The organism is Providencia rettgeri (assembly GCF_041075285.1).
GTDB classification, from domain to species: Bacteria; Pseudomonadota; Gammaproteobacteria; order Enterobacterales; family Enterobacteriaceae; genus Providencia; species Providencia rettgeri_G.
Window position 1 is genome coordinate 647248 of record NZ_CP163512.1, and the last position, 22821, is coordinate 670068.

General features: G+C 44.3%; 21 protein-coding genes. 19 read left to right on the forward strand and 2 right to left on the reverse strand.

Features of this window, described 5'->3' with window-relative positions; all coding sequences use genetic code 11:
* Positions 1-181 precede the first annotated feature (181 nt).
* The 16 genes from mraZ (at position 182) to lpxC (ending at position 17951) form a co-directional block, all read left to right on the forward strand.
* Positions 182-640 (forward strand): division/cell wall cluster transcriptional repressor MraZ, encoded by a 459-nt coding sequence (gene mraZ / locus AB6N04_RS02855; RefSeq protein WP_369310424.1) that lies wholly within the window; start codon positions 182-184, stop codon positions 638-640.
* A gap of 2 nt (positions 641-642) precedes the next feature.
* Positions 643-1596 (forward strand): 16S rRNA (cytosine(1402)-N(4))-methyltransferase RsmH, encoded by a 954-nt coding sequence (gene rsmH, locus AB6N04_RS02860; RefSeq protein ID WP_369310425.1) that lies wholly within the window; start codon positions 643-645, stop codon positions 1594-1596.
* Positions 1596-1916: a cell division protein FtsL gene (gene ftsL, locus AB6N04_RS02865; RefSeq protein ID WP_369310426.1), complete on the forward strand. Its 321-nt coding sequence runs from the start codon at positions 1596-1598 to the stop codon at positions 1914-1916. The genes rsmH and ftsL overlap by 1 nt, the downstream gene beginning before the upstream one ends.
* An 11-nt stretch (positions 1917-1927) precedes the next feature.
* A complete protein-coding gene (ftsI, locus tag AB6N04_RS02870) occupies positions 1928-3694 on the forward strand; it encodes a peptidoglycan glycosyltransferase FtsI (protein ID WP_369310427.1) in 1767 nt (588 codons plus the stop codon).
* Positions 3681-5168 (forward strand): UDP-N-acetylmuramoyl-L-alanyl-D-glutamate--2,6-diaminopimelate ligase, encoded by a 1488-nt coding sequence (murE, locus tag AB6N04_RS02875; RefSeq protein WP_369310428.1) that lies wholly within the window; start codon positions 3681-3683, stop codon positions 5166-5168. The genes ftsI and murE overlap by 14 nt, the downstream gene beginning before the upstream one ends.
* Complete coding sequence (gene murF, locus AB6N04_RS02880; protein ID WP_369310429.1) at positions 5165-6529, forward strand: UDP-N-acetylmuramoyl-tripeptide--D-alanyl-D-alanine ligase; 1365 nt, start codon at positions 5165-5167, stop codon at positions 6527-6529. The genes murE and murF overlap by 4 nt, the downstream gene beginning before the upstream one ends.
* A complete protein-coding gene (mraY, locus tag AB6N04_RS02885; protein WP_369310430.1) occupies positions 6523-7605 on the forward strand; it encodes a phospho-N-acetylmuramoyl-pentapeptide-transferase in 1083 nt (360 codons plus the stop codon). Before murF ends, mraY begins: the two co-directional genes overlap by 7 nt.
* Position 7606: 1 nt before the next feature.
* Positions 7607-8917, forward strand: coding sequence for a UDP-N-acetylmuramoyl-L-alanine--D-glutamate ligase (gene murD, locus AB6N04_RS02890; RefSeq protein ID WP_369310431.1), 1311 nt, complete (start codon positions 7607-7609; stop codon positions 8915-8917).
* A complete protein-coding gene (gene ftsW / locus AB6N04_RS02895; RefSeq protein ID WP_369310432.1) occupies positions 8917-10110 on the forward strand; it encodes a cell division protein FtsW in 1194 nt (397 codons plus the stop codon). Before murD ends, ftsW begins: the two co-directional genes overlap by 1 nt.
* Positions 10107-11180: an undecaprenyldiphospho-muramoylpentapeptide beta-N-acetylglucosaminyltransferase gene (gene murG / locus AB6N04_RS02900; RefSeq protein WP_369310433.1), complete on the forward strand. Its 1074-nt coding sequence runs from the start codon at positions 10107-10109 to the stop codon at positions 11178-11180. Before ftsW ends, murG begins: the two co-directional genes overlap by 4 nt.
* Before the next feature lie 91 nt (positions 11181-11271).
* The gene (gene murC / locus AB6N04_RS02905; protein WP_369311936.1) at positions 11272-12690 is read left to right on the forward strand and encodes a UDP-N-acetylmuramate--L-alanine ligase; all 1419 of its coding nucleotides are present in this window, start codon (positions 11272-11274) and stop codon (positions 12688-12690) included.
* A 2-nt stretch (positions 12691-12692) separates the two neighbouring features.
* Entirely contained in the window at positions 12693-13613 is a 921-nt protein-coding gene (locus AB6N04_RS02910) for a D-alanine--D-alanine ligase (RefSeq protein ID WP_369310434.1), read from the forward strand.
* A 1-nt stretch (position 13614) separates the two neighbouring features.
* A complete protein-coding gene (gene ftsQ, locus AB6N04_RS02915) occupies positions 13615-14421 on the forward strand; it encodes a cell division protein FtsQ (protein ID WP_369310435.1) in 807 nt (268 codons plus the stop codon).
* Between the two features lie 35 nt (positions 14422-14456).
* Complete coding sequence (ftsA, locus tag AB6N04_RS02920) at positions 14457-15713, forward strand: cell division protein FtsA (protein WP_369310436.1); 1257 nt, start codon at positions 14457-14459, stop codon at positions 15711-15713.
* A gap of 60 nt (positions 15714-15773) precedes the next feature.
* The gene (gene ftsZ / locus AB6N04_RS02925) at positions 15774-16934 is read left to right on the forward strand and encodes a cell division protein FtsZ (protein WP_206082694.1); all 1161 of its coding nucleotides are present in this window, start codon (positions 15774-15776) and stop codon (positions 16932-16934) included.
* A 99-nt stretch (positions 16935-17033) separates the two neighbouring features.
* Entirely contained in the window at positions 17034-17951 is a 918-nt protein-coding gene (lpxC, locus tag AB6N04_RS02930; protein WP_369310438.1) for a UDP-3-O-acyl-N-acetylglucosamine deacetylase, read from the forward strand.
* Between the two features lie 27 nt (positions 17952-17978).
* Here the strand turns inward: lpxC and AB6N04_RS02935 are convergent, their stop codons facing one another.
* Positions 17979-18500, reverse strand: coding sequence for a DUF721 domain-containing protein (locus AB6N04_RS02935; protein WP_369310440.1), 522 nt, complete (start codon positions 18498-18500; stop codon positions 17979-17981).
* Positions 18501-18577: 77 nt separating this feature from the next.
* Between AB6N04_RS02935 and secM the strand changes: the two genes are divergently transcribed.
* From secM to mutT, 3 genes are all read left to right on the forward strand, one after another.
* Complete coding sequence (gene secM, locus AB6N04_RS02940) at positions 18578-19108, forward strand: secA translation cis-regulator SecM (RefSeq protein ID WP_369311938.1); 531 nt, start codon at positions 18578-18580, stop codon at positions 19106-19108.
* A gap of 94 nt (positions 19109-19202) precedes the next feature.
* Positions 19203-21914, forward strand: a complete 2712-nt coding sequence (secA, locus tag AB6N04_RS02945; RefSeq protein WP_369310441.1) for a preprotein translocase subunit SecA — start codon at positions 19203-19205, stop codon at positions 21912-21914.
* A gap of 224 nt (positions 21915-22138) precedes the next feature.
* Positions 22139-22531: an 8-oxo-dGTP diphosphatase MutT gene (mutT, locus tag AB6N04_RS02950; RefSeq protein ID WP_369310442.1), complete on the forward strand. Its 393-nt coding sequence runs from the start codon at positions 22139-22141 to the stop codon at positions 22529-22531.
* Between the two features lie 86 nt (positions 22532-22617).
* On the opposite strand, the gene yacG is transcribed toward mutT, so the two are convergent.
* Positions 22618-22815, reverse strand: coding sequence for a DNA gyrase inhibitor YacG (gene yacG / locus AB6N04_RS02955; RefSeq protein WP_369310444.1), 198 nt, complete (start codon positions 22813-22815; stop codon positions 22618-22620).
* Positions 22816-22821: the final 6 nt, after the last annotated feature.

Below are 22821 nucleotides of genomic sequence, written 5' to 3' on the forward strand. Positions count from 1 at the left end.
TTTCTTATTTTCTTTCCAAGTCAGATTTTATCCATCCTTATATTTTCTGAATTGTTCTGTAAATAAACCTAAAGCTGGACGTGACTGGCTTGACAAGGTTTTCATACCATTCGTAAACTTTATATGTGGAGAATTGTGGGGTAAAGTGGGAGACAAGGAAATAAAAGGGGTTTAATCGGGTATGTTTCGTGGGGCAACACTGGTTAATCTCGACAGCAAAGGGCGGCTAACCGTGCCTACTCGTTATCGAGGAATGCTGATTGAGGAAGCGAAAGGGCAAATGGTGTGTACCATTGACCTTCACCAGCCATGTCTGCTGCTTTATACCTTGCCTGAATGGGAGATCATTGAAGAGAAACTTTCGCGCTTATCCACGATGAACGAAGCAGAGCGACGCGTTCAACGGCTTTTACTCGGTCATGCCAGCGAATGCCAGATGGATAATGCAGGACGTCTTTTGTTAGCCAATACATTGCGACAACACGCAGGGCTAACCAAAGAGGTCATGTTGGTTGGCCAAATAAATAAATTTGAACTTTGGGATGAGCAAACTTGGTACAAACAAGTGGAAAATGATATCGCTGCTGAGCGTCTCACCACAGAACCACTCTCAGCCCGTTTACAGGATTTGTCACTATAACAATGACGCAACAGCAATTTAAGCACGTAACCGTATTATTGGATGAAGCCGTTAATGGTTTGAATATTAAGCCAAATGGTATTTATATCGACGGCACATTTGGTCGTGGTGGTCATTCTCGCTTAATTTTAAGTCAACTGGGTGAAAATGGACGTTTAATTGCCATTGACCGCGACCCAGAGGCAATTAAAGCGGCCCAATCCATTGATGATCCGCGTTTTACCATTAAACACGGGCCATTCTCTGAAATAGCAAAGTATGTGGAAGAAGAAGGGCTGGTGGGGCAAATCGATGGTGTTTTACTCGATTTAGGCGTGTCTTCACCGCAATTGGACGACCCAGAAAGAGGGTTTTCGTTTATGCGTGACGGGCCATTAGATATGCGTATGGATCCCACAAAAGGTCAATCGGCACAGCAGTGGTTAATGAATGCCGACGCTGACGATATTGCGTGGGTGCTAAAAACCTTTGGTGAAGAGCGTTTTTCAAAGCGAATCGCAAGGGCGATAGTCGAACGTAATCATAATCCTGAAGAAGAGCCATTAACTCGTACACGTCATCTGGCTGAATTAATTTCAAAAGTCAGCCCGATGAAAGACCGACATAAGCACCCTGCGACTCGGAGCTTTCAGGCGATCCGCATCTATATAAATAGCGAGCTGGAAGAGATTGAGCAAGCCTTGAACGGTGCGATGGCGGTTTTAGCGCCGCAAGGGCGTTTGTCAGTGATCAGTTTTCACTCTTTAGAAGACAGATTAGTGAAACAATTTATTCGTAAAAATAGTAAAGGGCCGAGTGTCCCCGCAGGGATCCCTCTGACGGAAACGCAAATTAAAGCGTTAGGGGCGGCACAGTTACGTGATTTAGGCAAAATGAAGCCTTCCGATAACGAAATTGATGAAAATCCACGGGCACGTAGTTCGGTGCTGCGTTTTGCAGAAAAGGCGACACAATAATGATCCCTGAAAGGCACAGCCTAGCACGCGTGATTGGACGTGACTTATTTCGCTACGGTATCGTTCCTTTGATTTTATTGGCTGCAATTATTATTAGCGCGGTGTTTGTGGTGACGACAGCTCACGAAACGCGTTTATTAACTGCAACAAAAGACAAATTATATGAAGAGAAAGATTCTCTGGATATTGAATGGCGCAATCTGATCCTTGAGGAAAATGCCTTAGGGAGCCATAGCCGGATTGAACGTTTGTCCGTTGATAAATTACAGATGGTTCAAGTTGAGCCATCGCAAGAAAAAATTATTGTTTCTCAACAATAAAAAGGGTTCCAATGAAAGCACCAAAAGCAGCAAGAAATAAGAAACAAGAAGAAAGTACCAGCTTTGTCCGCTGGCGCTTTATTTTGCTGTGCGGGTGCATTGTCTTGGCATTAGTGGGGTTACTAACGCGCGTTGCCTACTTACAAATTATTGCCCCTGAAAAGCTTGTCAAAGAGGGGGACTTGCGCTCTTTACGCGTTCAGGAAGTGGCGACGGCTCGGGGTATGATTAGCGACCGTGAAGGGCGGCAGCTTGCTGTTAGTGTTCCCGTCAATGCGATTTGGGCTGATCCAAAAGAAGTGTTTGAGAAAGGTGGGGTTAGCAACGATGAGCACTGGAAAGCACTTGCAGATGCACTCGAAATTCCACTGGAACAAATTACCAAAAAAATATCGGCCAACCCGCGTGGCCGTTTTGTGTATTTAGCCCGCCAAGTTAACCCGTCTATTGGTGATTATGTTAAAAAATTAAAAATTCCGGGTATTTATCTGCGTAAAGAATCCCGCCGTTATTATCCTTCAGGCCCAGTGACTGCGCATTTACTTGGTGTGACGAATATTGATGGGGAAGGTATTGAAGGCGTTGAAAAAAGCTTTGACCGCTGGCTAAAAGGTTCTCCGGGAGAACGTACTGTTCGTAAAGACCGCAATGGCCGAGTGATTGAAACGATTTCGTCTGTTGATAGCCAAGCGGCGCATAACTTAACGTTGAGTATCGATGAACGTATTCAATCGATCGTTTACCGAGAACTTACTCGCGGCGTGCAAGAAAACAAAGCTGAATCAGGTGTGGCGATTTTGGTGGATGTGCACACAGGTGAAATTTTGGCGATGGCAAACAGCCCATCTTATAACCCAAATAATCTTGCCGGTACCTCTATGGATGCCATGCGTAACCGTGCGATAACCGATATTTTTGAACCGGGCTCAACGGTAAAACCCATGGTGGTAATGAGTGCACTGCACAATAAAATTATTAAAGAAAACTCAGTAATTAATACATATCCGTATCGTATTAGCGGTCATGAAATCAAAGACGTTGCGCGCTATGCGGAATTAACCATTACTGGGATTTTACAGAAGTCGAGTAACGTGGGTGTTTCTAAACTGGCGTTAGCGATGCCTGCTACAGAGCTGGTGGATGTGTATAGCCGCTTTGGGTTTGGCAAGCCGACTAATCTGGGGTTAGTCGGGGAAAGTAGTGGCATCTTTCCAAGTAAAAAAACACGGTGGTCTGATTTAGATAGGGCCACCTTTTCTTTTGGCTACGGGCAAATGGTAACACCGTTACAATTAGCGCGAGCTTACGCAACAATCGGTAGTTTTGGTATCTACAGACCATTATCCATCACAAAAGTGGATCCACCGGTTCCGGGGACGCGAGTTTTCCCAGAGCCAATTATGCGCACCGTGGTACATATGATGGAAAGTGTGGCATTACCCGGCGGTGGTGGTGCTCGAGCCGCTATTAAAGGCTACCGAATCGCAATTAAAACGGGAACGGCGAAAAAAGTCGGTCCTGAAGGGCGCTATGTTGAAAAATACCTCGCTTATGCCGCGGGGGTCGCGCCTGCGAGTAATCCACGCTATGCGCTTGTTGTACTGATCAACGAGCCAAGCGGCGGTAAATATTACGGAGGGGCAGTTTCTGCTCCCGTGTTTGGCTCAATTATGGGTGGTGTTTTACGACTGATGAATGTTGAGCCAGATGCATTACAACCTAACGATAAAAATGAAATTGTGAACAGTCAAAAAGAGGTTAAAAGTGGCAGATCGTAATCTTTGTGATCTCCTCGCACCGTTTGGTGTGAGCACAACTCCTATCTCACTACGTGAGATGACGCTAGACAGCCGAAAGGCTGCCGCGGGCGATCTGTTTATTGCCATAAAAGGCCATCAGTCGGATGGTCGGCACTATATTCCTCAAGCGATTGCACAAGGGGTTAGTGCTGTGATTGCAGAGGCACAAGGTGAAGCCGAAGAAGGCGAAATTCGTTTTGTTCACGGTGTGCCAGTTATTTATCTTAATGACTTAAACAACCGATTATCGGCACTGGCTGGTGAGTTTTATCAGCAGCCTTCTAGCCAAATGAAATTAGTGGGTGTGACAGGAACGAACGGCAAAACCACGACAACTCAACTTATCGCACAGTGGGCTCAAGGTCTTGGTGAGACCAGTGCTGTGATGGGAACTGTTGGGAATGGTTTATTAGGTCAGGTTTCGCCAACGGAAAATACCACGGGATCTGCGGTGGATATTCAGCTCGAATTGACGCAATTATTAAATAAAAAAGCCACGCTGACGGCCATGGAAGTTTCTTCCCACGGTTTAGTACAAGGTCGTGTGGCAGCATTGCAATTTGAAGCGGCGGTATTTACTAACCTAAGTCGCGATCACCTTGATTATCATGGTGATATGGAAAACTACGAAGCGGCTAAGTGGCTATTGTTCTCGACACATCAAACAAAAAATCAAATTATTAATGCCGATGATCAAGTAGGACTGAAATGGTTGCTGCGCTTACCACAAGCGTGTGCCGTGACGATGGAAAACCGGATCCCAGCAAATTGGCAAGGTCCATGGTTAAAAGCCACAAACGTGGAATACCACGACAAAGGTGCCACCATTCATTTTGATTCCTCGTGGGGTAATGGTTCATTTGAAAGCCCATTGATGGGGGCATTCAACGTCAGTAACTTATTAGTTGCGATGGCGACCTTGTTAATGATGGATTATCCACTTGAGAAATTATTAGCATCGACATCTTCCCTTTCCCCAGTGTGTGGTCGAATGGAAGTCTTTAGCGCACCGAACAAACCGACCGTTGTTGTCGACTATGCACATACACCGGATGCCTTAGAAAAAGCCCTCTCGGCGGCTCGTTTACATTGTAAAGGACGCCTTTGGTGTGTGTTTGGTTGCGGTGGGGATCGTGACAAGGGTAAGCGCCCACTGATGGGCGCAGCTGCTGAAGAGTGGGCAGATAAAATTGTGATCACTGACGATAACCCACGTAGTGAAGACCCGAACGATATTATTAACGATATTTTGGCCGGGTTGTTAGATCCTAGCCGCGCTTTAGCGATACCGGGACGCCCAGAAGCGGTTACCAATACGATTTTGCAAGCGTCGCCAGATGATGTGATTGTCCTTGCAGGTAAAGGTCATGAAGATTACCAAATCATTGGCAATCGCAAGTTGGACTACTCAGACCGTTTAACGGTGGCACGGCTATTGGGGGTGATCGCATGATCCCATTAACCCTCACACAACTTGCAAAATTGACCTCTGGAGAGATTGAATTCTCACCTACCAGTGAGTTACTGCTTGAAACTGTCAGTACAGACAGTCGTAAAATTGGCGAAAACAGCCTGTTTATTGCGCTTAAAGGTGAGCGCTTTGATGCCCACGATTTTGCTGAGCAAGTGGTGGCAGACGGTGCGAAAGCATTATTAGTTGAGCGCAAATTGGCGGTCAACTGTCCTCAAGTCATTGTGGAAAATACTCGTATTGCGATGGGGCAATTGGCGGCTTGGGTTCGCCAGCAAGTGAGTGCTCGCATTGTCGGTTTAACAGGGTCATCAGGTAAAACCTCCGTGAAGGAAATGACCGCATCCATTTTGGCTCAACGTGGTAAAACTTTATATACCGCCGGTAACCTAAATAATGATATTGGCGTGCCATTAACGCTATTTCGTTTGACTCCAGAGTATGAGTTCGCTGTGATTGAAATGGGGGCTAACCATCCACATGAAATCGCGTATACCACCAATATTGTGAAGCCCGAAAGCGCATTAGTTAACAATTTATTTGGCGCACATTTAGCGGGGTTTGGGTCTCCTGAAGGTGTTGCTCAAGCCAAGGGTGAAATTTATCAAGGGCTCCCTGAAGAAGGGACCGCGATTGTGAACTTGGATAGCTACAGTGAAAAATGGCAGTTCCAACCACGCCAAACTGTGTGGTATTACTCACTGACACCGCAATCTAAAGCTGATTTTTACCCGACCGATATTCAAATCAATCAGTTGACGACCGATTTTGTATTACATACCCCAGTCGGGCGTGCTGATCTCACATTACCGTTACCGGGCATACACAATATTGCCAACGTACTTGCGGCGAGTGCATTAGCCATTTCGGTTGGGGCGAGCCTTGAAGACATCAAAAATGGCATAGCAAATACGAAAGCGGTACCGGGACGCTTATATCCTATTCGCTTAGCAGAACAGAAAGTGGTGTTAGATGACACTTATAATGCTAATGATGGCTCCATGATTGCGGCCATAAAGGTGCTAGAAAAAATGCCGGGCTACCGCATTTTAGTGGTGGGGGATATGGGGGAACTGGGCGATTACGCACAAGAGTGCCATCAGCGTGTTGGCCTAGCGGCAAAACAGGCTGGTTTAGACAAAGTATTAAGCGTTGGTCAACTGAGTGAGTTGATCAGTGAATTAAGTGAGTGTGGTGAGCACTTCACGGTGAAAACCGATTTATTAACCCGACTAATTCCGCTAGCACAGCAGAATGATGTTGTTTCCATTTTAGTTAAAGGTTCACGCAGCGCCGCGATGGAAGATGTCGTGAATGCATTGAAGGAGTGCTTTGAATGTTAGTCTGGCTTGCCGAAATGTTAGTCCACAAGTTTTCTGTTTTTAACGTCTTTTCGTACCTGACGTTCAGAGCCATTGTCGGTTTGCTGACTGCACTTTCGATTGCGTTATGGATGGGACCGCATCTAATTACTTACCTGCAAAAAATGCAAATTGGGCAAGTGGTACGTAACGAGGGGCCAGAATCACACTTTAGTAAACGCGGCACCCCAACAATGGGGGGATTATTGATCCTATTTTCCATCACCGTGTCTGTTCTACTGTGGGCGCGTTTAGATAATCCGTACGTTTGGTGTGTATTGCTGGTGTTAATCGGTTACGGCATCGTTGGCTTTGTGGATGATTACCGCAAAGTGGTGAGAAAAGACACTCGTGGCTTAATTGCTCGTTGGAAGTATTTCTGGCAGTCCATCATCGCGCTAATCGTTGCATTTTCCATGTATGCCATTGGGAAGGATACGCCAGCGACACAATTGGTTGTGCCATTTTTCAAAGATGTGATGCCACAACTGGGGATGTTGTACATTTTACTGACGTACTTTGTGATTGTCGGTACCAGTAACGCAGTAAATTTGACAGATGGTCTTGATGGTTTGGCTATCATGCCAACGGTATTTGTTGCTGCCGGTTTTGCCTTAGTCGCATGGGCGACAGGTAACGTTAATTTTGCGAGTTACCTACACATTCCGTTTTTACCACATGCGGGTGAATTGGTGATTGTCTGTACTGCCATTGTAGGGGCAGGTTTAGGTTTTCTTTGGTTTAACACTTATCCTGCGCAAGTTTTTATGGGCGATGTTGGTTCACTGGCTCTTGGTGGCGCATTAGGCACTATTGCTGTTTTGTTACGCCAAGAATTCTTATTAGTCGTGATGGGCGGGGTGTTTGTGGTTGAAACCTTGTCCGTTATTTTACAGGTTGGTTCGTTTAAATTACGCGGTCAACGGATCTTCCGCATGGCACCAATTCACCACCATTATGAATTGAAAGGCTGGCCAGAACCTCGAGTGATCGTGCGTTTTTGGATTATTTCCTTGATGCTAGTGCTGATTGGCCTGGCAACGTTAAAGGTGCGTTAATATGGTTGAATATCTGGGTAAGAACGTTGTGATTATCGGTCTGGGGATAACCGGCCTATCTTGCGTTCAATTTTTCATTGAGCGTGGTGTTGTGCCACGAGTGATGGATACCCGAGCAACACCGCCCGGCGTGGATAAATTGCCTGATAATGTGCAGTGCCACAGTGGGAGTTTAAATAATGCATGGCTACAAGAAGCTGATTTGATCGTTGCAAGTCCTGGGATCGCGTTAGCCACACCACAATTACAGCAAGCGGCACAAAATGGGATTGAAATTGTTGGTGATATCGAACTGTTTTGCCGCGAAGCAGATGCACCGATTGTGGCCATTACAGGGTCAAATGGTAAAAGCACAGTGACCTCATTAGTGGGCGAAATGGCAAAAGCGGCGGGAATTTCTGTTGGTGTGGGCGGTAATATCGGTACGCCGGCACTCACTTTGCTTAATTCAGGTCATGAATTGTACGTTTTAGAGTTATCCAGTTTTCAGCTCGAAACCACTTCAAGCTTAAAAGCGGCGGCCGCGACGGTACTGAATATCAGCGAAGATCATATGGATCGATATCCGCTGGGGTTAGCGCAATATCGTCGTGCGAAATTAAAAATTTATCACCAAGCACAACATTGCATTGTAAATAGGCAAGACGCGTTAACACTGCCTGAAGAACAATCCGCTGATGAATGCATTAGTTTTGGGGTGAACAGCGGTGATTATTGTTTTGATACTAAAAATCGTGTGCTGATGGTCAACGGTGAAACACTGTTGGATGTCAATGAGATGCGCCTAACGGGGCAACATAACTATTTGAATGCATTGGCAGCGTTAGCCCTTGCTGATGCGGTGAATATTCCTCGTCAAGCTTGTATTAACGTACTGAAAACCTATGCAGGATTAGCACATCGATTCGAATTGGTATTATTTAACAAAGGGGTACGTTGGATTAATGACTCCAAAGCAACCAATGTAGGCAGCACAGAAGCCGCATTAAATGGGTTACATGTCGATGGTTCCGTGTATTTATTATTAGGTGGTGATGGTAAGTCAGCTGATTTTTCACCGTTAAAACAATATATTGCAGCGGATAACTACCATTTATATTGCTTTGGGCGTGATGGTAAAGTATTGGCATCATTAGCACCTGAAAAATCGGTGTTAACTGACACAATGGAACAAAGTATGCGCCAAATTGCACCGCAGTTAAAAGCTGGGGACATGGTGTTACTATCACCAGCCTGTGCCAGTTTGGATCAGTTTAAAAACTTTGAGCAGCGTGGTGCTATCTTTGCTCAATTAGCGAAGGAGCTTGGGTAATGGGCATACCGGGTGCGATGCGTTTAAAAAATTGGGTCATTGGCGAAAAAAATGGCGTGATTTCAGGCTCAACGCTGTACGACCGTACATTAGTGTGGTTGGCATTCGGTTTAGCGGCGATAGGTTTCATTATGGTGACTTCCGCCTCAATGCCCGTGGGGCAGCGTCTCACCGAAGATCCGTTTTATTTTGCAAAACGCGATATGGTCTATCTCATTATTGCTTTCGCCTTATCATTAGGGGTCATGCGTATCCCGATGGCTTTTTGGGAAAAGTATAATTTCCTATTTTTGATGGGCTCATTGGCCATGTTAGTGGTGGTATTAGTTGCAGGGAGCTCGGTTAACGGAGCTTCCCGCTGGATTGACGTAGGGTTAGTGAAAATTCAGCCTGCTGAAATTTCTAAATTCACCTTATTTTGCTATGTTTCCAGTTACTTAGTTCGTAAGTCCGAAGAGGTTCGCACGCGTTTTCTCGGTTTTATTAAACCGATGTGTATTTTGATTGTGATGGCGTCATTACTGCTTTTACAACCTGACTTAGGTACGGTAATAGTGTTAGTTGTCACCACGTTAGGCTTATTATTTTTAGCAGGTGCAAGGTTAGCGCCATTTATTATCGGTATTGCCGCCTGTGTGGTGGGTGTGCTAGCGCTGATTTGGTTTGAACCTTATCGTTTACGCCGTGTGACGTCATTTTTAAATCCGTGGGATGACCCATTCGGTAGTGGTTATCAGTTAACCCAGTCATTAATGGCGTTTGGCCGAGGGGAAATGTTTGGGCAAGGGTTAGGCAATTCCGTACAGAAACTCGAGTATCTGCCGGAAGCCCATACAGACTTTATTTTCTCTGTCTTAGCGGAAGAGCTTGGCTATGTTGGGGTTGTATTGGTTCTATTAATGGTGTTTATGCTGGCATTTAGGGCGATGATGATTGGTCGCCGTGCATTGATGTCTAACCAGTTATTTAGTGGCTACATGGCTTGCTCCATCGGTATTTGGTTTACTTTCCAAGCCTTGGTTAACGTCGGTGCCGCATCCGGCATGTTACCAACAAAAGGATTAACATTACCTCTTATTAGTTATGGTGGTTCCAGTTTATTGGTGATGGCTGCGGCGATAGCGGTATTACTGCGAATTGATTTTGAAACACGTCTTGAAAAAGCGCAGGCGTTTGTAAGGAGTACCAAATGAGTCAGCAAAAAAAATTACTGGTCATGGCAGGCGGCACTGGAGGACATGTTTTCCCCGGTTTAGCTGTGGCGCATTATTTGCAGGCTCAAGGCTGGGAAATTCGTTGGTTAGGAACTGCGGATAGAATGGAAGCAACTTTAGTGCCTAAACATGGCATTGATATTGAATTTATACAGATTTCTGGTTTAAGAGGCAAAGGAATTGCAGCCCAACTTGGCGCACCATGGCGTATTTATAAAGCGATCCGCCAAGCGAAAGCGATCATTAAACGCTACCAACCTGATGCGGTATTAGGTATGGGGGGATATGTTTCAGGTCCCGGTGGTATTGCGGCTTGGCAGTGTGGTGTACCTGTTGTTTTGCATGAACAAAATGGCATTGCGGGGTTAACAAACAAATGGTTATCGCGCATCGCAAAACGGGTTTTGCAAGCGTTTCCTGGGGCATTTCCAGATGCGCCCGTTGTCGGCAACCCAGTTCGCGAAGACGTTTTGGCGCTTCCTGAGCCAGCGGTGCGTTTAGCGGGGCGTGAAGGTGCAATACGCGTCTTAGTTGTCGGGGGCAGCCAAGGTGCCCGTATTTTGAATCAGGTGATGCCGAAAGTTGCTGCAAAAGTAGGCAAACAGTTAAATATCTGGCATCAAGCAGGAAAAGGCAGTCAGGGATCCACAGAAGCGTTGTATAATGAACAACTGCAAGTTTCAGGCAATTCCGAGTATAAAGTTACTGAATTTATTGACGATATGGCGCAAGCTTATGCATGGGCAGATATTGTTGTCTGTCGTTCAGGTGCATTGACTGTTAGCGAAATTGCAGCCGCAGGCTTACCGGCTATTTTCGTTCCTTTCCAGCATAAAGATCGCCAGCAATATTGGAATGCGCTGCCACTGGAAAAAGCGGGTGCGGCTAAAATTCTCGAACAGCCACAATTTACGGCTGATGCTGTGGCTGAATTGTTAGAGCAATGGGACAGAGCAGAATTATTGTCGATGGCAAAAAAAGCCCATGATTGTGCAATCGGTGATGCAACTGAACGTGTTGCCGCTGTGATTTGCGAAGTGGCTAAATAATTTTAGCCACATTTGATACTGATTTTACAAGAAGCGAAGAAATAGAGTGAATACACAACAATTAGCGAAATTAAGAACATCCGTGCCAGAAATGAGACGAGTTAGGCACATCCATTTTGTCGGCATCGGCGGTGCTGGCATGGGAGGTATCGCTGAAGTGTTGGCAAATGAAGGCTATGAAATTAGTGGTTCAGACTTGGCGCCCAATGCAGTGACTCAACAATTAACCGAATTAGGTGCAACCATTTATTTTAATCACCGTCCGGAAAATGTTGAAAATGCGAGTGTTGTCGTTGTTTCCACCGCGATTTCAAATGAAAACCCTGAAATTCAAGCGGCAAAAGAATTACGTATTCCTGTTATTCGTCGAGCAGAAATGTTAGCTGAATTAATGCGTTATCGTCATGGTATCGCCGTTGCGGGGACACACGGTAAAACCACTACCACCGCAATGATTTCCAGTATTTATGCACAAGCAGGTTTAGATCCCACGTTTGTTAACGGTGGGTTAGTAAAATCAGCGGGAACCCATGCACGTTTAGGTACCAGCCGTTACTTGATAGCGGAAGCCGATGAAAGTGATGCCTCGTTCTTGCATTTGCAACCATTAGTGGCCGTGGTGACAAATATCGAAGCTGATCACATGGATACTTACCAAGGCAACTTTGATAATTTGACGGATACGTTCATTAACTTCCTGCACAACTTACCATTTTATGGTCGTGCAGTGATGTGTATCGATGATCCCGTTATCCGCTCATTATTGCCAAAAATTGGTCGCTACATTACCACTTATGGTTTCAGTGAAGGCGCCGATGTGCGTATCACGAAATATGAACAAAAAGGTAATCAAGGCTTTTTCACGATAGCACGTGAAGGTCTACCAGAATTGACAGTCGTATTAAATGCACCGGGTCGCCATAATGCGTTAAATGCAACGGCTGCGGTTGCAGTTGCAACAGAAGAAGGCATTGATGACTTACACATTTTGTCTGCATTAGTGGAATTCCAAGGTACGGGTCGCCGTTTTGACTTTCTTGGTAATTTTTCATTACGCAATGTGAATGGCAAAGAAGGGGAAGTCATGTTAGTGGATGACTATGGTCACCATCCAACCGAGGTTGATGCCACTATCAAAGCAGCAAGAGCAGGTTGGCCAGACAAACGCATCGTGATGATCTTTCAACCGCATCGCTATACACGTACCCGTGATTTATATGACGATTTTGTCAATGTATTGGGGCAGGTGGATGTGTTGCTGATGTTAGATGTGTATTCAGCGGGTGAAAAACATGTCGCAGGGGCTGATAGTCGCTCGTTATGCAGGACAATTCGTGGTCGTGGTCAAATTGACCCAATTTACGTTGCGGAGCCGGAACAAATTCCACACCTGTTAGCTCAAACTCTTGATGAAAATGATTTAATTTTAGTTCAAGGCGCAGGAAATATTGGTAAAATAGCGAAAACACTCGCGGAAACGAAATTGCAACCGCCGATGGTTGAGGAATAAACATGGCAGAGAAAATTGCGGTGCTATTTGGTGGAACATCAGCTGAACGTGAAGTATCACTTCAGTCAGGAAATGCCGTGCTAGCGGGACTTCGCGCTAGTGGGGTTGATGCACATCCTATTGATACCAAAACTTTCCCTGTGATTACCCTAAAAGAAGCCAGTTTTGATAAAGTTTTCATCGCATTACATGGTCGCGGCGGTGAAGATGGCACTGTCCAAGGGATGCTTGAATACCTTGGCCTGCCATACACGGGGAGTGGTGTAATGGCTTCTGCGCTGAGCATGGATAAGCTTAGAACAAAACAATTATGGCAAGGTGCGGGACTAAGTGTATCTCCTTATATATACTTAACTAAACAGCAACATTTGCAGATGACCTGTGAACAAATCACGGCAAAAGTTAACACGCTGGGTTTGCCATTAATTGTAAAACCAAGTTTAGAAGGCTCAAGTGTTGGCATGAGCAAAGTTGATAGCTTAGACGCGTTACCTGCTGCACTTGAACTCGCGTTTCGTTTTGACGAAACCGTATTAGTTGAGAAGTGGCTCAGTGGTCCTGAATACACCATCGCGGTATTAGGTGATAAAACACTACCGTCGATTCGCATCCAACCACCGGGCATATTTTATGACTACGAAGCAAAGTATTTGTCTGATGAGACACAATATTTTTGCCCAAGTGGTTTAGATGCACAGCGTGAGACTGAGCTTGCTGAGTTAGCCATGAATGCGTATTTAGCCGTTGGTTGTGAGGGTTGGGGGCGTGTTGATGTGATGCAAGATAGCGATGGGCAGTTTTACTTGTTGGAAGTTAACACTTCACCGGGTATGACAAGCCATAGCTTAGTGCCGATGGCAGCACGCCAAGCAGGTTTAGATTTTTCGCAGTTAGTCGTGCGAATTTTGGAATTGGCGCGTTAATATGTCACAAGCAGCGTTAAACGTCAGACATTCTAATCATCACAACGATGATGACCCGCGTTCAGGGCCAAGTAACGGTGCATTTTTAGGTGGGTTGTTCTTCTTTCTCATCGTTGTGGGCACCATCGTTTGGAGTGGCTGGATGGTGATGACATGGATGAAAGACGCGGACAGATTACCGATGTCAAAGTTAGTCTTAACCGGTGAGCGTCATTACACCAAAAACGATGATGTAAGAAAGGCAATTTTATCGTTAGGGCAGCCGGGGACATTTATGACTGTTGATGTCAACGCTATCCAAAACCAAATAAGTATGATGCCATGGATACGCCAAGTTACCGTGCGTAAACAATGGCCAGATGAATTAAAGATCCATATTGTTGAGTACCAACCGTTCGCCAGATGGAATGATCAAAGCATGGTGGATGTGGAGGGTCGGGTGTTTAACTTACCCGCAAGTGAAAATGGTAAAGGTGATTATGTCTTGCTTTATGGTCCGCAAGGCAGCCAAAAAGAAGTACTGAAAGAACTTGCCAATTTTAAAAATACGCTTGCGACTAATAAGTTAAAACTTAAATCGTTATCAATGACAGCCCGCCATGCGTGGCAAATTATTTTGGATAACGATGTCCGAATTGAACTTGGCAAAAAAGATGTTTCAGAGCGGTTAAATCGGTTCCTTGAACTTTATCCGCTTTTGCAGCAAACAACGGACAAACGAGTCGACTATGTCGATTTACGTTATACCAGTGGTGCTGCGGTGGGTTGGGCACCAGTTTTGGTCGATGCACCACCGGGGTTACAATAAATAATATTGCTAATAACTCAAACTAGGCAGAAGAAATGATTAAAGCAACGGACAGAAAATTAGTGGTAGGCCTTGAAATTGGAACTTCCAAGGTATCGGCCCTTGTTGGCGAAATTCTGCCCGATGGTATGGTTAATATTATCGGGGTGGGAAGCTGTCCATCTCGTGGAATGGATAAAGGCGGCGTAAACGACTTAGAGTCTGTCGTAAAATGTGTTCAAAGGGCTATCGACCAAGCAGAACTGATGGCGGATTGCCAAATTTCCTCTGTCTATCTGGCGTTATCAGGTAAGCATGTCAGTTGCCAAAATGAAATTGGCATGGTGCCAATATCTGAAGAAGAAGTGACACAAGAGGATGTTGATAGCGTTGTGCACACGGCGAAATCTGTGCGTGTTCGTGATGAACATCGAATTTTGCACGTGATCCCGCAAGAGTTTGCGATTGACTACCAAGAAGGGATTAAAAACCCGGTTGGTTTGTCTGGTGTACGCATGCAAGCAAAAGTTCATTTGATTACTTGCCATAATGATATGGCGAAAAACATTGTGAAAGCAGTTGAGCGCTGTGGCCTAAAAGTTGACCAGCTCATTTTTGCAGGTCTCGCAGCAAGCTATAGCGTATTAACCGAAGATGAACGTGAATTAGGTGTGTGCGTGGTTGATATCGGTGGTGGTACCATGGATATGGCCGTTTATACGGGTGGCGCGTTACGTCATACCAAAGTTATTCCTTATGCAGGGAATGTTGTTACCAGTGACATCGCTTATGCATTCGGTACACCACCAAGTGATGCAGAAGCAATTAAAGTTCGCCACGGTTGTGCTGTCGGTTCGATAGTGAGTAAAGATGAAACGGTGGAAGTGCCGAGTGTAGGTGGTCGACCACCGAGAAGTTTACAACGTCAAACCTTAGCAGAAGTCATCGAGCCGCGGTATACTGAGCTGTTAAACTTAGTCAATGAAGAAATTTTAAATTTACAGGAACAGTTACGCCAACAAGGTGTCAAACACCATTTAGCGGCGGGTATTGTCTTAACAGGCGGCGCTGCACAAATTGACGGTTTAGTGGAGTGCGCACAAAAAGTGTTCCATACGCAGGTCCGTATTGGTACGCCGCTAAACATTACTGGGTTAACGGATTACGCGCAGGAGCCATATTATTCTACAGCAGTAGGGCTTCTGCATTACGGTAAAGAAAGCCATCTTGGCGATGATACCGAGACAGAAAAGCGTGCCTCAGTCACTGGTTGGTTTAGTAAAATCACCAGTTGGTTGAGAAAGGAATTCTAATTTTAATAAAGAAGCCTATTATTAGCTTCGAAAGTAGTAAGCACAAAACGGAGAGACATTATGTTTGAACCAATGGAGCTGACTAACGATGCGGTGATTAAAGTCATCGGCGTTGGTGGCGGCGGCGGTAATGCCGTTGAACACATGGTGCGTGAACGTATTGAAGGCGTTGAATTTTTCGCCGTTAACACTGACGCACAGGCACTGCGTAAAACCGCAGTCGGACAAACTATCCAGATCGGTACAGGTATTACAAAAGGTCTGGGTGCGGGTGCAAATCCGGAAGTCGGCCGTAATGCCGCAGAAGAAGATCGTGAAGCGCTACGTAATGCTTTAGATGGCGCGGACATGGTCTTTATCGCAGCAGGTATGGGCGGTGGTACAGGCACAGGTGCAGCGCCAGTCGTTGCCGAAGTGGCTAAAGAATTGGGTATTCTGACTGTTGCTGTTGTGACTAAGCCTTTTAATTTTGAAGGCAAAAAGCGCATGGCATTTGCAGAAGCGGGCATCACTGAGTTATCAAAACATGTTGACTCACTGATCACCATCCCAAATGACAAATTATTAAAAGTTCTTGGTCGTGGTATCTCATTACTGGATGCTTTTGGTGCGGCAAACGACGTACTAAAAGGCGCTGTACAAGGTATTGCAGAACTGATTACTCGCCCAGGTTTAATGAACGTGGACTTTGCTGACGTACGCACTGTTATGTCAGAAATGGGCTACGCAATGATGGGTTCTGGTGTGGCACGCGGTGAAGATAGAGCCGAAGAAGCTGCTGAAATGGCAATTTCTAGCCCATTACTGGAAGATATCGACCTGTCAGGCGCTCGTGGTGTGTTAGTCAACATCACTGCTGGTTTCGACCTGCGTTTGGATGAGTTTGAAACGGTAGGTAACACTATTCGTGCATTCGCATCTGATAATGCGACTGTGGTAATTGGTACTTCTCTCGACCCAGAAATGCATGAAGAGCTGCGTGTGACTGTAGTTGCAACGGGTATTGGTATGGACAAACGTCCTGAAATTACTTTAGTTAGCAACAAAATGTCACAGCAAGCGTCAATGGAACAGCGCTATCAGCAAATGCAAAATAGCATGTCTTCATTAACCGAAGAGAAACCAGCAGCGGCTAAAGCGGTCAATGACCAAAATACGCAAACAAATAAAGAACCTGATTATCTTGATATTCCAGCGTTCTTGCGTAAACAGGCCGATTAATTTTATTTATATTGGATTCTCCGCTTTTTGTGCTAAAATTTCCTACTGATTATCTTGTATGATGATCAGTAGGACTTATAACATTGCGAGAAATAAACGATGATCAAACAACGGACATTAAAACGTATTATTACAGCGACTGGTGTTGGTTTACATACCGGCAAAAAAGTTACGCTGACTTTACGTCCAGCGCCGGCAAATACCGGGGTCATCTACCGTCGTACTGACCTTAATCCACCGGTTGATTTTCCGGCAGATGCGAAATCCGTTCGCGATACGATGTTATGTACTTGTTTAGTCAATGAAGATAACGTACGTATTTCGACCGTTGAGCATTTGAATGCTGCTTTAGCAGGGTTAGGTATCGATAACATTGTTATTGAAGTCAATGCGCCTGAAATCCCAATTATGGATGGCAGTGCAGCACCATTTGTTTTCTTACTGCTTGATGGCGGTATTGAAGAATTAAACAGTGCAAAGAAATTTTTACGTATTAAAGAAACTGTTCGTGTTGAAGATGGCGATAAGTGGGCAGAAATGAGACCTTATAATGGCTTCAGTCTGGATTTCACTATCGATTTCCAACACCCGGCGATTGATAGCAGCACTCAGCGCTATTCACTTGATTTCTCAGCGGAATCATTTGTGAACCAAATTAGCCGCGCACGTACTTTTGGTTTTATGCGTGATATTGAATATCTGCAATCCCAAGGCTTATGCTTAGGCGGTAGTTTCGACTGTGCTATCGTTGTTGATGACTATAAAGTCCTCAATGAAGATGGCTTACGTTTTGAAGATGAATTCGTTCGTCACAAAATGTTGGATGCAATTGGTGACCTATTCATGTGTGGGCATAATATTATTGGCGCATTTACTGCGTTCAAATCTGGCCACGCGTTGAATAACAAACTTCTACAAGCCGTTCTTGCGAAAGAATCTGCTTGGGATCTGGTTACCTTTGAGGATGAAGCACAATTGCCAGTGGCATTCAAAGCCCCTTCAGCTGTATACGCATAATTATAATGCGGCTAACCTAAATCAGGGTTAGCGCTTTCTGTTGGTTGCACTAGTACTCTCTCCGGCTAGTGCAGCCAGCCGCTCAAACCTTTCTCTTAATCCTTTCGGGCTATTCTCTGCTAATTTCAATAGTGCTTGCGCTGTTTGTGCGCTTATCTGTCTTTCGTTTGTTTTTTGTACTGACGTGACTGTTCGGTTAGTTAGTGAACTATTTTGCTTTGGTTTTCGCATTAAATCGGGATTGATTCTGATGTCGATAGACGATAATGATGGTAGAATAGTCGTTCTTAATGCAGAAAGCAGATTCGATTTTTCATAATTAAGACGGGTCATCCAACTGGCATTTGCCACTTCAATGACCATAATATTATTACGATAGTTTGCAACACGGCACATTGGTTTAATTTCAGTCGGTAGTAAGCCCTTAACAGCGCGGTTCAGCTTGATAATCGCTTTTGCATTTCGCTGAATGGTTTGTAAAGTATTTGATGAGTTTGCCAATGATCCCTCAAGAACATCGAAAAGTGCTTGTGGATGACTATCTCTCATTTGTGGCTCCGGCTAACAAAGATGAAAACGAATGTGCAGATAATAATATTGTCACTAATTCATTATATAAGAGTTTAATGGGCATTTTAAATTTTTGGCGACAACTTGGTAGAAAATACTTTTGGTCTCACCTGTTATTAGGTGTAGTTGCCACGGGTGTCGGCTTACCTACAATTTTAAATGCGCTTTCTGAATCTCAACTTACGCAAGTCAATTCGTCACCCGCGAATCGCCAAAACCAAGCGATTAATGCATTTGATAACTTATTTGCGCAGCAGAATTCTCAACGTTCTTCTTCCTCTTCATCATACTCGGTTAATTATTGGCAGCAACATGCGGTGCGTAATGTTATTCGCCAACTCACATTTGCTTTTTCTGCAAATGAGGACGATGACGTAAGTAGTGCAAAAGAAGAAGCTGAACAGCTTATTGCACCACAATTGATGTTGGATACGCTATATGCCATGTTGGCACAGCGTTCACTTCAGACACACGAAAGCACGGTGCTACTCACCAGTCATTATATTTATCCTCACTTTATTACCTATCAGCCTGCGATTTGGGTTGCACAGGTCCATGGCATTCGTGCAGGTCCGTTAACTGCTTAATCTCTTATCCGATTTATCAACAAATGTTGGCAAATCCACATCTTGAAATTTTTACAATAGTAAAATAACTTATTGATTTAATGAGATTAAATGTATGTTAACTAAAATTTTGACCAAAGTATTTGGTAGTCGTAATGATCGTACTTTACGTAGACTGCGTAAAGAAGTGGAAAAAATTAATCGCTTAGAACCAGATTTTGAAAAATTGTCGGACGACGAGTTAAAAGCAAAAACCACCGAATTTCGTGAGCGCTTAGCAAAAGGTGAAAGCTTAGAAAGTATTATTCCTGAAGCATTTGCAACCGTACGTGAGGCCAGCCGCCGCGTTTTCGGTATGCGTCACTTTGATGTGCAGCTCATTGGTGGGATGGTACTGAATGAACGTTGCATTGCAGAGATGCGTACTGGTGAAGGTAAAACATTAACAGCAACATTACCTGCATATATCAATGCGTTAAGTGGTAAAGGCGTTCATGTTGTCACTGTGAACGACTACTTAGCAAAACGCGATGCGGAAAATAACCGTCCATTATTTGAATTCTTAGGTTTAACGGTAGGGATCAATTTACCGGGTATGGCTCCACCTGCTAAACGCGAAGCTTATGCCGCAGACATTACTTATGGTACCAACAACGAATTTGGCTTTGACTACTTACGTGACAACATGGCGTTCAGCCCAGAAGAACGCGTACAACGTAAACTTCACTATGCATTAGTGGATGAAGTCGACTCAATCCTAATCGATGAAGCACGTACCCCGCTGATCATTTCAGGCCCAGCAGAAGATAGCTCAGAACTTTATCAAAAAGTGGATAAGCTAATTCCGCACCTGAAACGCCAAGAAAAAGAAGACTCTGATACTTTCCAAGGGGAAGGGCACTTCTCTGTCGATGAGAAATCACGTCAAGTTACCATTACGGAACGTGGTCTGGTATTAATTGAAGAGCTTCTGGCGAAAGAAGGTTTAATGGATGAAGGTGAGTCCTTATATTCTCCATCAAACATTATGTTAATGCACCATGTGATGGCAGGTTTACGCGCACATGCACTGTTCACCTTAGATGTAGATTATATCGTTAAAGATGGCCAAATCGTTATCGTTGACGAACACACGGGTCGTACAATGGAAGGCCGTCGTTGGTCAGATGGCTTACACCAAGCAGTAGAAGCGAAAGAAGGCGTTGAAATTCAAAATGAAAACCAAACCTTAGCTTCAATTACATTCCAGAACTATTTCCGCTTATACGAAAAACTGGCGGGTATGACAGGTACAGCGGATACAGAAGCATTTGAATTTAGCTCAATTTATAAGTTAGATACGATTGTTATCCCAACGAACCGCCCAATGATACGTAAAGATTTACCTGACCTCGTATATATGAATGAAGCAGATAAATTTGCAGCTATTATTGAAGATATCCGTGAAAGAACCTCGAATGGTCAGCCAGTGCTGGTTGGTACAATTTCAATTGAGAAGTCAGAGCTGATTTCTAATGCACTGAAGAAAGCCAAAATTAACCATAATGTACTGAATGCGAAATTCCACGCAATGGAAGCAGATATTATCGCAAATGCGGGGCTTCCAGGTGCAGTCACTATCGCAACCAACATGGCGGGTCGTGGTACCGATATCATGTTAGGGGGAAGCTGGCAGACAGAAGTGGCTGCGTTAGAAAATCCTACACAAGAACAAATTGATGAAATCAAAGCAAATTGGAAAGAACGCCATGATGCTGTTTTAGCATCAGGTGGTTTGCATATCATTGGTACAGAGCGCCATGAATCACGCCGTATTGATAACCAGTTACGTGGTCGTGCAGGGCGTCAAGGGGATGCAGGTTCGTCTCGTTTCTACCTATCAATGGAAGATGCGTTGATGCGCATTTTTGCCTCTGACCGTGTTACAGGCATGATGAAAAAACTGGGTATGAAACCAGGCGAAGCGATTGAACATCCATGGGTGACTAAAGCCATTGCTAATGCACAGCGTAAAGTGGAAAGCCGTAACTTTGATATTCGTAAACAGCTACTTGAATATGATGATGTTGCTAGTGATCAGCGCCGTGCTATTTATACTCAACGCAATGAACTGCTCGACGGTGGCGATATTAAAGAAACCGTTGATAGCATTCGCGAGGATGTGTTTACCAGTACAATGGATGCTTATATTCCGCCTCAATCATTAGAGGAAATGTGGGATATAGAAGGCTTACATCAGCGTTTAGTGAATGATTTTGACCTTGATCTACCAATGAAAGAGTGGCTAGATAAAGAACCTGAATTGCATGAAGAGACGTTACGTGAGCGTGTCTTGCAAAAGGCTGTTGAAATCTATGCGCGCAAAGAGGAAATTGTTGGCGCAGAAGCGATGCGTAACTTTGAAAAAGGTGTTATGTTGCAAACATTAGACACCTTATGGAAAGAGCATTTGGCCTCAATGGATTATTTACGTCAGGGTATTCACTTGCGTGGCTATGCGCAAAAAGATCCAAAACAAGAATACAAACGCGAATCCTTCAGTATGTTTGCCAATATGCTTGAAGCCTTGAAATATGAAGTGATCAGTACCTTATCTAAGGTTCAAGTTCGCTTGCCAGAGGAAGTTGAAGCATTAGAGCAGCAGCGTCGTGAAGAAGCGGAACGTTTAGCGAAGAGACAACAACTGAGCCACGAAGCGGCCGCAGAGTCTTTAATGACTAAAACCGAAGCTAAAATAGCAACAGAAGGTCATAAAATTGGTCGTAATGAGCCATGCCCTTGTGGTTCAGGCAAAAAATATAAACAATGCCATGGTCGTTTAAACTGACAGCACATAATTTAATTGATAACTCTATAATAGGCGGGGTAACCCGCCTGAGGTTGTTGACAAAGTGGGATAAAAGCGTGGTTTTTCCCACTTTGTGTTATCAGGCGAAAATCAATATATTGATTTTCCTTGTTTATTTTCAAAACCTATCCAACCTGCTGCCAAACATGTTATGTTTGTCAGCAGTCTGAAGCGGGGTAACCCGCCTTTTTAACGAAAAAATTATGGAAAAAAAACATCTGCATATTGCTGCTGGAATTATTCGTAATTCACAGCAACATATTTTTATTACTAAACGTCCTAAAGGTACCCATATGGCGGGCTTTTGGGAATTTCCAGGCGGAAAATTAGAACAAGGTGAGTTACCTGAAGCCGCTTTAATCCGTGAACTTGAGGAAGAAGTGGGGATTATCGTTACTGAGTACCAGCGTTTTCACCGCGAAGATCATGAGTTTGAAGATAGAATTATTACACTCTATTTCTTTATTGTTTCTGCTTGGGATAATGAACCGTATGGGAAAGAAGGGCAGGATTCACGTTGGGTAGAACAAAAAACATTAGTTGCGGATGAATTCCCACCGGCAAATCGCATTATTGTTGATATGCTTACGCAATAATAGATGAACTAGTCATTGCTTAAAATAAAGTGGAAAATATAAATATGGTTTTTATTTAACTATTTTCCACTTTATAAAACGTAACGTTAGTTATCGGGCTGCTCACTCCAATCATCACTTTCAGAGATATCACTCTGGCTAGCAATGCGTTTTTCTTCATTTGCCCATTCACCAAGATCGATTAATTGGCAGCGTTTACTGCAAAAAGGCCTAAAAGGGCTGCTTTCATCCCAGATAACCGTTTTTTGACATGTTGGGCAATTAACTTCAATGATTTCACTCATAAGACA